The organism is Anaerococcus sp. NML200537 (genome assembly GCF_026131715.1).
GTDB classification, from domain to species: domain Bacteria; phylum Bacillota; class Clostridia; order Tissierellales; family Peptoniphilaceae; genus Anaerococcus; species Anaerococcus kampingae.
Genome location: NZ_JAMXSL010000054.1, coordinates 1 through 10822 on the forward strand (window position 1 = coordinate 1; position 10822 = coordinate 10822).

Sequence of the window (10822 nt, forward strand, 5' to 3'; positions counted from 1 at the left end):
AAGAAGACTAATGACCTTGAAGTAGTAAAATTAAATAAGAAATTAGAAGATGATTTAAAAGCAATAAACGAAATAAAGGCTGATATCAAGGCAAAAGAAGCAGCTATCAAAGGTTATGATGAAAAAATAAGGGCTAAAGAAAAACTTCTTAAAGAAATTGAAGATAAAGAGGCTAGTAAAAAAGCTCTTGAAGATGAGAATGAAGCTTTAAATAAAGAACTTGTAGAAAATAAAAACAAGCTAACAAGCCTTGAAAATAAAAAGAAAGACCTAGATAATGAGGCTAAAAATCTAGATGAAGATATAAGGACACTTAAGGATAGCTTAGATAAAAGAGTTGCCCCAGAAATGGCTAAAGACTACAAGGAAATAAAGGCAAAGCTTGATCAAAAGAAGATTTCTCTAAAACAAATCCTTGAAGCAATCAAAAAAGATGCAAAGACCCTAAATGATAAAAAAGTCGGCCTAGAAGTCCTAAAAAATAAAAAGGCTAAAGAAAATCAAAAGCCAGAAAATAAGGGTCAAAATAATAAGCCAAGCTCACCATCAGATAATAAGCCAAATACTAATAATAAAGCAAATACTAATAATAAAGCAAATACTAATGATAATAAGTCAAAGGATGACGAGAAGACAAGTGAGGATGCAGCAAAGATTAAAAAAGAGAAATTTAGAAAAGCTCTAGTTAATCTTAAAATGGCTTATAAGAGAGCCTTAGCTATCCTAGAAAGAGCAGAAAACTATATGAAAACTGCCAAGATGCCTAAAGCGAAAAGAGCTAAGCTCGAAGTCCTATTAATAAGACAAAAACTTATCTTAGAGAAGGTAAGAATCCTAATAGAAAAGCTAGAAGCCAATGCTTAGATAAAAAAGTTTAATAATATTAAAATACCAAGTCAAATCTGACAAGATAGACTTGGTATTTTTTTGTTAAATCCCAAAGAAAAACAAAGAAAACTAGTAAATAATAGAATTTCACTTATTAATATGATATAATAATAATATATCATTTGTTAAAGTATGAAAGGACAGCGATGAAGGATAAAACCAAGGATTTTATATTTTTTATATTAGCAATTATAATTTTTTATGCATTGCTTTTTGCACTTGGTTTTACCTGCCCAATCAAGGCGCTGACAGGGATTTCCTGTCCAAGCTGTGGTATGACGAGGGCTTACTTTTCCCTACTTAGGCTTAAGCCGTCTTTGGCCTTTGCTTACCATCCACTTTATCCCCTACCAGCTATTGTCTTAGTGGCTTATATATTTAGGGGAAAACTATCAGATAGGTTTAAGAAAATTGCCATCATTTTGGGACTTATCTTAGTATTTGCTGTTTATTTTATAAGGATGGCTGATCCTAGCGATGATATAGTAGTATGTAGGCCTAGGGATTCGATAATTTATAAGGCCTATGAGAATCTTATTAAAAAATAAAAAGGAGTTGAGATGTTCTGTAAAAATTGTGGTGCTGAGCTAAAGCCAGGCGCTAATTTCTGTGCCCAATGCGGTAGCCCAGTTGACCAAGAAAAAATTCAACCAGCAAGCGAAAAAGTCGAATTAAATCTTGATGAGAAAAAAGAAGAATTTTCAGAAAAATTTGACGAGAAAAAGCAAGAGGCTGCTGAAAGATTAGAAGAAGTAGGCAAAGATCTAGGAGAAAAGGCTGAAAAAGTCAAGGAATCTGTAGAAGAATCCCTTGATACAGCCAAGGAAAATATTGAAGATACTGCTCAAGAAGTAAAAGAAACAGTAAAAGAAACAGCCCAAAAGGCTGAAGAAACTCTCGATCAAACAGTTGAGGATATCAAGGAAGATGTTGAAGTTAAGCCAGCTAATAATTTATTTGAAGAAAAAGCTAGCAGTGATGCAATAGATGGATTTTCCAATGATGAAAATAGGGTAGACAATGAGCCTATCTTTAAAAGCATGAAAGATATGGAAAAAGACGCATCTAATGAAGCAAGCATCGAGATAAAGCCAAGTGGCCTTGTGAAAATCATTGCCCTAACAGGCCTTGGAGCAGCTTCTGTTTGTGCAATTCTTTTTGCAATTGACCTACTTAGGTTAGTTATATTTACTATAGGAGGTATTTTCTAATGTTAGGATTTTTATTTTCAATGGCATTTAACCTATTGGCCAACCTTCTTTCTTTAGTTTCTGTAGTATTTTTTGGATATGGTTTATATACAGTTGCTAGACAGTGGAACAAAACTGATAACCAAGACCTTTTTAACCTTACTGTTATAAGTGGAGCATTTATGATTATAGTAAGGATAATTGACCTAATAATAAGAAAGGTAACCTATTATGATTTTTTCTTTAGGCCAATTGTAAGTGTGATTCTAATACTCTTAGCTATTGGGGCACCAGTTTTAATATACCTAGTAGCTATGTCTGCTGGTGATGTAATCTATGAAGATGGATATTTTAACAAATTAAGCGATACAGAGTTTTTAAAATCAGAAATAATGGCTGCCTTTGGTCTATTTATGACTGAAATAGGAAAGATAAGCTCAAAATTTGCTAAGGATGCTGATGGAGCCGCTAAGGCAAAAAGCGGAGCAAATGGAGCTTACCAAGATTCAGATGCCTTTAAATATACAGGAGATTCAGGAGATTTTCACGGAATGCTACCAGAAAGAAGATCATTGATATTATTCTTACTATTAAATTTAATTACTTGCGGATTATATAGTCTATATTTTGTCCACACAGTATCAAGAGATGTAAATATTGCTTGCGCAGGAGATGGAGAACACACTAGTGGTGTATTAAAATATCTAATTTTAACAATCCTAACTTGTGGTATTTATAGTATTTATTGGGATTATGCCCTAGCAAATAGAACTGCAGCAAACGGTCATAGATATGGCTACCATATTCAAGAAAATGGAGCAAGCGTGATATTATGGCTACTTCTTGGTTCATGGATATGTGGACTTGGATATTTTGTAGCAAGAAATATTACAATCAAAAACGTAAATAAGGTATGTAGAGGCTACAACCAAAAAAACCCAATTTACTAAAATTAAAAAATCATAGCTTGTGATGAGGTCATAAGCTATGATTTTTTTATTTGTGAAATCTTACTAAGAATAATTATTTAGGTCCATTTATAATTTTTCTTTACGCAGGTATAATGAAAAAGTAAATTTGCTAAAGAAAATTAGGGAGTAATATTTTGGAAAAGTTTGGAAATATGGCCTTTGATAAGAAGACTATGAAGGAAAATGTGCCTTATCCAGTTTACCTAAAATGGAAAGAGGCAGCAAGAGGAAATGCAAACCTAGACAGAGAGACAGCTGATTCTATCGCTCATGCCATGAAGGCCTGGGCTATTTCTAAGGGTGCTACATCCTACACACATTGGTTTCAGCCCCTAAATGGCAAGACTGCAACAAAGAAAACCGCCTTTTTGAGCAGGGATGATAAGCATAATCCTATCTATAGGTTTTCGGGTAAGGAACTAATCAAGGGAGAGCCTGATGCTTCATCCTTTCCATCCGGTGGAATGCGTTCAACTTTTGAAGCCAGGGGCTATACATATTGGGATTTGACAGCCAATTCCTTTATCTTAGACAAGGTTCTCTACATACCATCAGTCTTCGTTTCATTTTATGGGGAGAAATTAGATAAGAAGCTACCTCTAATAGAGTCAATGAACATGGTAAGCAGTGAAGCCGCTAGGATTTGCAATCTTTTTTTGAAAGATGAAAAAACCTATAGGGTCAAGGCGAAGCTTGGTCTTGAACAGGAATTTTATCTTATCGATAAGAAATATTTTGACAAGAGAATTGACCTCGAATATTCGGGCATGACCTTAATTGGCTCTGAGCCGATGGTTGAAAAAGAGCTGGTTTCCCATTATCTGGGTGCTATTCCTCAGAGGGTCAATGATTTTTATGAAGATGTCAATCAACAGCTTTATGACCTAGGAATCTACATGGAAGCAGAGCACAATGAGGTGGGTCCAAACCAATTTGAGATAGCGATAATGTTTGAAAATGCAAATATTTCCGTGGATAATAACCAGCTTTTGATGTATATTTTGGAAAAAACTGCCCTCAAGCACGACTTGGTTTGCCTTCTTAAGGAAAAGCCTTTTAAGAATATGGCAGGATCAGGCAAGCACAACAATTATTCCCTTGCCACAAATTATGGTAAAAACTTATTTTCACCAGGCAAGGATCCAAAAAATAACATGACCTTTCTCTTGTTTTTGGCAGCCATGATAGAGGTTTGTAACGAGTGCCAAAAGCTAATCAGGATAGCTTCATCATCTGTCACAAACGACTACAGGCTAGGAGGCGATGAGGCCCCACCAGCCATTCTTTCTGTCTTTGTAGGTCTTGATTTAGAAGAAATCCTAAAGGCCATAGCCAGGGGAGACTTTGAAGGACAAGTTCCATCTAACAAGGTTAAAATACCTCACCTGGGCGAGCTAAAAACTGATTCATCAGACAGAAATAGGACATCGCCAATAGCCTTTACCGGCAATAAGTTTGAATTTAGAATGCTTGGATCATCTAAGTCTGCAGCAGACTTAAATACAGTCTTAAATATTGCCATGGCAGAATCTTTAAAGAAAATCGCTGATAGGCTAGAAAAGGCCGATGAAGAATGGCGAAAAGAAGAGGCTTATGCCATAATCAGGGAAATATATGAAGCCAATAAAAGGATTTTATTCCAGGGTGATGGTTATTCAGAAGAATGGAAAAAAGAAGCTCGTGACCGTGGCCTTGATAATTATCCAAGTTTTCTAGAAGCCCTAAAGGCTGCAAAGGAAGATGGGGCCTACGATATATTTGAAAGGGCGGGAATCTTTACAAGCAAGGAAATTGAATCTATAATTAATGTTGAATTTGAAGAGGTGATCAATTTCTTCTCTTCCCAGCTAGAGATTTTAAATAATATGATTCAGCAAGAAATCCTCCCATCAGCCATGAGGGAAATCAAAGAAATCAGGGATTACCTGGCCTTTGTGGACAATGATAAGCTTAAGGCAAGGGCTAATAAGATTAATGAAGAAGTAGGAGAACTTCTTGATTATAGCGAGAAAATCATAAATATCTTAAAAAAATCTGAATCTATAAAAGATAGAGAAGACAAGGCTTTTTATTTGCAAAATCAGACCAGGAGCCTAGCAGAGAAGATAAGAGAAATCTCAGACTGCCTAGAAAAATTAATATCAAGAGAAAATTATTCCATGCCAAATTATGTGGACATGCTAAAATCTTTATAAGAAAAGACGGGCAAAAGCTCGTCTTTTTAAGTATTTACTTATAGGTCACTTTCTTGCCTAGGCCAAGCCTTCCTAAAATTATGCCAAGGATGAAGCATATTAGGGAAGGGATGAACCAGGTGAAGCCAAATTTTGCTAGGGGTAGGTTTTGTATAAGGTCTACAAGTCCTATAAGGCCAAATTTTTTGCCAAAAGTTTCTATGACAGCTGTTATAATTACTGCTGTAACCATGAGGATGTAGGCCATGTTGTAAGGGACTTTTTTATCAAAAATCATATAAAAGGCCAGGCAAATTATGATTGGATAGCCTATATTTAGGACTGGAGCTGCAAGATTTATTATAGCATCCACACCCAAAGATGAGATGAGAAAGCTTGCTAGGGTTACAAAGATTGCTGTGTAAAGATATTTTATCTTGCCATTTGTTAAGTTTTCGATGAAATTACCAGCTGATGAGGTAAGGCCAATGGCTGTTGTAAGGCAGGCTAAGCTTACCGAGATGCTTATAGCAAATTTGCCGAAATTTCCTAGGACCATGTAGACAAGGTTTATTAGGATTTCTACACGGGAGTCTGCCTGGGAAAATATCCCACTGGCATTTGCCCCTAGATAGGTAAGTCCTCCGTAGACTAGGGCTAGAAAGACTGATGCCACACAGCCTACAGCTATGATAAAAGACATTTTTTCCTTTTGATTAGTCTTGCCATAGCCCTTTCTGATCATGTCTGTTACGACAATACCAGTAAAAAGGGGAGAGGCAAAGGCATCGATTGTTTGGTATCCTTCGTAGAATCCTTTTACGAAAAATCCATCCTTAACATCGCTAGAAACTGGCATTCCTATTGGACTAATAATAGCCTTAACTATTAATACAAATAGGAAAAATAGGAGGAAGGGTGTTATATATTTGCCTATGATATTTACTACACTTGTTTCCCTAAAGGAAAGGATAAAGGTGATAGCAAAGAATCCTAAAGTTACAGTCCAGATAGGTAGGTTTGGGAAAAAGGACTTAAAGCCTACCTCATAGGTAGTGGCTGCTGTCCTAGGGATGGCAAAGGCAGGACCTATGCAGATGATAGATGCTATAGTTAAAATGTTAGAAAAGTTGGGGCCCACTCGCTTGCCGATATCTACAGCACGCCCTCCAGCAAAGGCTGTCATGATTACTGCAAAAATCGGAATAACAGGGTCTGCTAGCAAAAATCCTAGCATGGTAGAAGCCCATCCATCTCCAGTTATGACACCCAAATAGGGTGGAAAAATTAAATTGCCCGCACCAAAAAATATAGCGAAAAGGGCAAGTCCGCTAATAAGTATGTCTTTATTTCTCTTGTTCAAAATTGTCTCCTTGTATGTAATTCAGACTATCATTATACCTTAGCTTTTAAAAATTCAAAAAAATGTTTATTTTTTAATTAGTGGAGGATGAGAGAATTGAAAATTGTAATAGAGTTTTTATTTAATGAGTATAGAATTTAATAAAATAGTTGATATAGAAGTTCTTTGTTTCGAGCTAAAGCTCGACCACTCTGCCTCTGCACCAGTCCTTCCTCAATCTTCTTACAGAAGATTGGGATAGGGCTTCGCGTGGGGCTCCTCAGCTACGGCATCAAGCCTACCAACCATTTGCTTCACAAATGGGGTTAGGCATAGATACGCGCCGGAGGGGCGTGTCTCCATGAGCCGATGGGCTTGTTTCCTTATCTCGAGCTTGTCGAGAGATCTATTAGTTCTGCTTGGGTGTTTGAATTACTTTGAGAAGGTGTTTGCTAATTTTTTTATCCCCTTGAATATTAACGGATTGTTGTTCTTGGGTTTTTGTTGACTACGAAATACCCTGTTAGGCTTCTCCACGTTGGTCGAAGCAAGGGTGGAGTGTCTTTAGGCTTGTTTCCTGGAGCCGACGGGATTTTCTCGCTTCGCTCGAGATGAAGTTTGCAAGGCGTCTTTACTCTAGATAATTTTAATGATTTTATAGTAAAAATTCCTACAGCTGAAAGCCATAGGAATTTGTTTTTATTTTATAAAATCTTCTTTCTCAATAAAGACTGGCATGCCGTCTTGGTAGGTCTGGGCTATTTCTCCCTGGATTAGTGGGAGGCAATAGTTTATCATTTTTTCTTCTAGGGTTTTCTTATCACCTAGCCAATCTACAGGAATCATCATCTCTCTGTTGGCTATTTCTGATGGTTTGACCTCTGTGTAGGTGACTTCATAATTATCATTATTTGCTCTTCTTAGGACTGGGACTAGGTTGGTGTGGTCGATTCCTAGCTCTGTTGCCCTATAGCCTAGTTTGTAGGCTTCTTCTGCATCTGTCTTACTTATTAGGGTGTTGGTCCTTTGGACTGTGTTTAGCTCTATTGCCCTGGATTTGACTCCTAGCCTTTCTCTAACCATAGTTGCTAGTCTTTCGCCAACTCCTGCCACTACAGGGTGGTTGAAACCGTCCTTACTATTTGAAAAGACTTCTTCGTTTAGCTTATCTTCTAGGTCCCTAAAGCCTTCAGCTAGGGCTACTATGAGGTTGTTTTCAGTCTTTAGGGCCTCTTTTATTTCATCAAAGATATCATCTAGATATTTCTCATCTTCTGGTATATAGAGGAGGTTGACCTGATCTTTTTTGGCCTTGTGGTTGGCCACAAGAGAGCTTGCTGCAAGCCAGCCTGCGTGGCGGCCCATGATTTCCACAAAGGTCACGCTTTCTAGGTCATAGATATCGACATCTGTCCTGATTGTCCTGATTGTGGATGCTATGTATTTGGCAGCTGATCCGTAGCCTGGGGAGTGATCCATACCCATTAGGTCGTTATCAATTGTCTTAGGGCATCCTATGACATGGATGTCTTCGATTTTCTTCTCTACCATGTATTTATTTAGTTTTGTGACTGTGTCCATAGAGTCGTTGCCGCCAATATAGATAAAGAGGTCGATGGCGTTTTTTCTTAGGACTTCAAAAATTTTGGCATAGTCTGGGTGGTCTAGGTCATCTGATAATTTATACCTGCAGGAACCAAGTATTGATGATGGCCTGGCCATAAGTTTTTTGCCGCAATTGTCCTTGGCAAAGATTTCCTGGTCGACTTCTTCTATATGTTCTTTGAGGATGCCTTCGATGCCGTTATTTGATAGGTAGATATGCTTAAAGTCATTGTCTATGCCACCTTCAATAGCACCTGCAAGAGATGAGTTTATTACTGATGTAGGTCCACCGGATTGGGCTATTATTACATTCATTATCTTCTCCTTAAAATAAATATTCTTCTAGGTAGGCTGCTATCCCGTCTTCATCATTTGATAAGGTGATGTGGTCGGCGATTTCCTTGATATGGTCAACTGCATTGCCCATGGCAACTCTGGTGCCGCCGATTTCAAACATTGTTATATCGTTCATTTCATCACCAAAGATTAGGATATCATCTGTACCTATGCCTAGGATCTTGGCTGCTTCTAGGACAGAATTGCCCTTTGATAGGCCAAGGGGCATGACTTCGTGGTAGAACCTCAATGATTGGACTTGGACAGTCCTGTCAGCAAATTTTTCTATTAATTTTTGGCGAGGCTCGTCAATTTTTTCTGGGTCTGCTGCGAAGAGGAACTTGTTTGGCTCAAAGTCAATGCTATCTCTGATGGTCTTATCTTCCTTAAGAGGGACACCTAGGTTTTGGGCTTCCCAATTGCTATAATGCTTGCTAGCATCATCTGTTATTATGTAATCTCCCTTTGGCACCATTAGCTCTAAGTCAAGATTTTTGGAAAATTGTAGGATTTCTTTGGCAAGACTTAAGTCCATTGGATGGTTGGCTAGTATCTTCTTTTCTTTATAATCGTAGAGCATGCCACCATTAAAGGATGAGATAAGACCACCAAATTCGTCAAATTTGAGGGCGCTAGCTAGGGCATAGATGCCAGATGTAGGTCTGCCTGAGGCTATCATGACCTCATGTCTTTCTTTGCTTGCCCTTATTAGGGCGTTTTTTGTCCTTTCTGTAATTTGACTCTTGCTATTTACAAGTGTTCCGTCTACGTCTACTACAATTAGTTTCGTCATTTTCTTCCTTTCTTTTCCTTACAAAATATTCTTTTCTAAATATAGGGCTATGCCGTCATCATCGTTTGTCGGGCAGATATAATCGGCAAGATTTTTGATATAATCACTGGCATTTGCCATGGCAATTCCAGTGCCTGCCATCTCTATCATGGTTTCATCGTTGATTTCATCGCCAAAGGCTAGGGTATCCTTGTGGTCAATTCCATAAAAGTCAGCTATTTCCAAAAGGCTTCTGCCCTTGTGAATACCAGCTGGCATGCAGTCTAGAAATTGGGGCATGGAATGGATTGGGTTTACCTTACCCTTAAATTTTTCTTCAAAATCTGACTTTACTTTTTCAATCAGACTAGGTTCTGCCGAAAATAAAAGTTTGTTTAGGTCAAAATCAAGCTTATCTGCTAAATCTTCTATGATTTCTACTTCTAGCTTGTTTTTCTTTGAGAGAAAGTCTAGGTCGTAGGCATCATCTTTTTCTGCAAGGATTTCATTATCGTGATAAATTAAGTAATCAAGGCCAAGGCTTTTGCCGTAAGCAATCATTTCTTTTACGACTTCTCTTGGGATAGTGTGGTTTATGATTGGCTGATTTTTGGCAAGGTCAAAGACTAGGGCACCATTTGCGCTTGCAACAAGGCCTCCATAGTGCCTATTAAAAAGCTCTCTTGCCACCGTAATTGATCCATAGAAGTCTCTGCCAGTGATGATTACAACCTTGTGTCCGGCATTTAAGACTTTTTCTATTATTTCTTTACTTTTCTTACTTATGGTATTTGTGCTTGTTAGTAGGGTCCCGTCCAGGTCTACTGCAATTAATTTTTTAGTCATCTTATAGGCTAAAGAGCTCGTCTCCTACTTCTACATTTTCTGCTTCTGACAATTTAACTTTTTTGATGGTTGGATTAGTGATAACTACTGGGGATTCTAGGCTATAGCCAGCTTCTTTGATTGCATCAAGATCAAATTCTAGAAGGAGGTCGCCTTTTTTGACCTCTTGGCCAGATTTTACGAATGCATTAAAGCCCTTGCCTTCAAGCTCAACTGTCCCTATGCCAACATGGACTAGGACTTGGATGCCTCTTTTACTTTCAACTCCAATAGCGTGTTTGCCGTGGGCAACCATCGTAATCTTGCCATCGCATGGGGCAAAGACCTTGCCCTCATCGGCTATGATAAGAGCACCAGGCCCTACGATTTGTTCAGAAAAAATTAGGTCGCGGCAATTTTTTATTTCTGTAATTTCCCCCTTGATTGGGGCATAAAATATCTTGTCTTCTTTGTTAAATATATTTTTTATGTCATCTATTATTGACATTGGCTCACCTCTTTTTATGTATGCAAAACTGTCTCTTAATCACTATACCACAAATGAAGTCTTTGTTACCTTTATATGTATAAGTTAAAAGGGGCTGTTGCAAAAGTCCTAACATAGAAAAAGACGAGGAAATTAAACATCCTCGTCTTTTTCTGATACAATGTATTTATGAAACAAAATAGTAATACATCATCATTAACTAATCTTACAC

Annotated in this window: 9 protein-coding genes and 1 pseudogene; 5 read left to right on the top strand and 5 right to left on the bottom strand. The window is 37.7% G+C overall.

Annotation, left to right across the window (positions count from 1 at the left end; all coding sequences use genetic code 11):
* From NH288_RS10725 to NH288_RS10745, 5 genes and pseudogenes are all read left to right on the top strand, one after another.
* Window positions 1–864: pseudogene (locus NH288_RS10725) on the top strand (hypothetical protein); the annotation flags it as partial.
* A gap of 170 nt (window positions 865–1034) precedes the next feature.
* Window positions 1035–1436, top strand: a complete 402-nt coding sequence (locus tag NH288_RS10730) for a DUF2752 domain-containing protein (RefSeq protein WP_265215261.1) — start codon at window positions 1035–1037, stop codon at window positions 1434–1436.
* Between the two features lie 12 nt (window positions 1437–1448).
* Window positions 1449–2099 (top strand): zinc ribbon domain-containing protein, encoded by a 651-nt coding sequence (locus NH288_RS10735; RefSeq protein ID WP_265215262.1) that lies wholly within the window; start codon window positions 1449–1451, stop codon window positions 2097–2099.
* Window positions 2099–3028, top strand: coding sequence for a DUF4234 domain-containing protein (locus tag NH288_RS10740; protein WP_265215263.1), 930 nt, complete (start codon window positions 2099–2101; stop codon window positions 3026–3028). Before NH288_RS10735 ends, NH288_RS10740 begins: the two co-directional genes overlap by 1 nt.
* Window positions 3029–3183: 155 nt before the next feature.
* Window positions 3184–5244, top strand: coding sequence for a glutamine synthetase III (locus NH288_RS10745; protein WP_265215264.1), 2061 nt, complete (start codon window positions 3184–3186; stop codon window positions 5242–5244).
* Window positions 5245–5278: 34 nt separating this feature from the next.
* Here NH288_RS10745 and brnQ read toward each other — a convergent pair whose 3' ends face one another.
* From brnQ to NH288_RS10770, 5 genes are all read right to left on the bottom strand, one after another.
* Window positions 5279–6586 (bottom strand): branched-chain amino acid transport system II carrier protein, encoded by a 1308-nt coding sequence (gene brnQ, locus NH288_RS10750; RefSeq protein ID WP_265215265.1) that lies wholly within the window; start codon window positions 6584–6586, stop codon window positions 5279–5281.
* A gap of 678 nt (window positions 6587–7264) precedes the next feature.
* Window positions 7265–8485 carry a diphosphate--fructose-6-phosphate 1-phosphotransferase gene (locus tag NH288_RS10755; protein WP_265215266.1) on the bottom strand — a complete coding sequence of 407 codons (1221 nt, stop codon included), beginning with the start codon at window positions 8483–8485 and terminating at the stop codon, window positions 7265–7267.
* A 10-nt stretch (window positions 8486–8495) separates the two neighbouring features.
* The gene (locus NH288_RS10760) at window positions 8496–9299 is read right to left on the bottom strand and encodes a Cof-type HAD-IIB family hydrolase (protein ID WP_265215268.1); all 804 of its coding nucleotides are present in this window, start codon (window positions 9297–9299) and stop codon (window positions 8496–8498) included.
* An 18-nt stretch (window positions 9300–9317) separates the two neighbouring features.
* Window positions 9318–10124 carry a Cof-type HAD-IIB family hydrolase gene (locus tag NH288_RS10765; protein WP_265215270.1) on the bottom strand — a complete coding sequence of 269 codons (807 nt, stop codon included), beginning with the start codon at window positions 10122–10124 and terminating at the stop codon, window positions 9318–9320.
* 1 nt (window position 10125) lies between these two features.
* Window positions 10126–10611 carry a PTS glucose transporter subunit IIA gene (locus NH288_RS10770; RefSeq protein WP_265215272.1) on the bottom strand — a complete coding sequence of 162 codons (486 nt, stop codon included), beginning with the start codon at window positions 10609–10611 and terminating at the stop codon, window positions 10126–10128.
* Window positions 10612–10822 lie beyond the last annotated feature (211 nt).